Origin of the sequence: Serratia bockelmannii (assembly GCF_008011855.1) — a bacterium.
Taxonomy (GTDB): domain Bacteria; phylum Pseudomonadota; class Gammaproteobacteria; order Enterobacterales; family Enterobacteriaceae; genus Serratia; species Serratia bockelmannii.
Genome location: NZ_VOUX01000017.1, coordinates 1 through 857 on the forward strand (window position 1 = coordinate 1; position 857 = coordinate 857).

Genomic DNA, 857 nt, shown 5'->3' on the forward strand with positions numbered 1-857 from the left:
GGTACTATCGGCCACGTTGACCACGGTAAAACTACCCTGACTGCAGCGATCACCACCGTTCTGGCTAAAACCTACGGCGGTTCTGCACGTGCTTTCGACCAGATCGATAACGCGCCAGAAGAAAAAGCTCGTGGTATCACCATCAACACCTCTCACGTTGAGTATGACACCCCGACTCGTCACTACGCGCACGTTGACTGCCCAGGGCACGCCGACTACGTGAAAAACATGATCACCGGTGCTGCTCAGATGGACGGCGCGATCCTGGTAGTAGCTGCGACTGACGGCCCAATGCCTCAGACTCGTGAGCACATCCTGCTGGGTCGTCAGGTTGGCGTTCCTTTCATCATCGTATTCATGAACAAATGCGACATGGTTGATGATGAAGAGCTGCTGGAACTGGTAGAAATGGAAGTTCGCGAACTGCTGTCCGCTTACGACTTCCCAGGCGACGACCTGCCAGTGATCCGCGGTTCCGCGCTGAAAGCGCTGGAAGGCGAAGCTGAGTGGGAAGCGAAAATCATCGAACTGGCCGAAGCCCTGGACAGCTACATCCCAGAGCCAGAGCGTGCTATCGACAAGCCGTTCCTGCTGCCAATCGAAGACGTATTCTCCATCTCCGGTCGTGGTACCGTTGTTACCGGTCGTGTTGAGCGCGGTATCATCAAAGTTGGCGAAGAAGTTGAAATCGTTGGTATCAAAGACACCGTTAAGTCTACCTGTACTGGCGTTGAAATGTTCCGCAAACTGCTGGACGAAGGCCGTGCTGGTGAGAACGTAGGTGTTCTGCTGCGTGGTATCAAACGTGAAGAAATCGAACGTGGTCAGGTACTGGCTAAACCAGGCTCCATCAAGCC

Annotated in this window: 1 protein-coding gene; it reads left to right on the top strand. The window is 54.3% G+C overall.

Annotated elements, in window-relative coordinates; all coding sequences use genetic code 11:
- On the top strand, positions 1-857 hold an 857-nt coding region (gene tuf / locus FOT55_RS12495; RefSeq protein WP_127147055.1), incomplete at both ends, for an elongation factor Tu.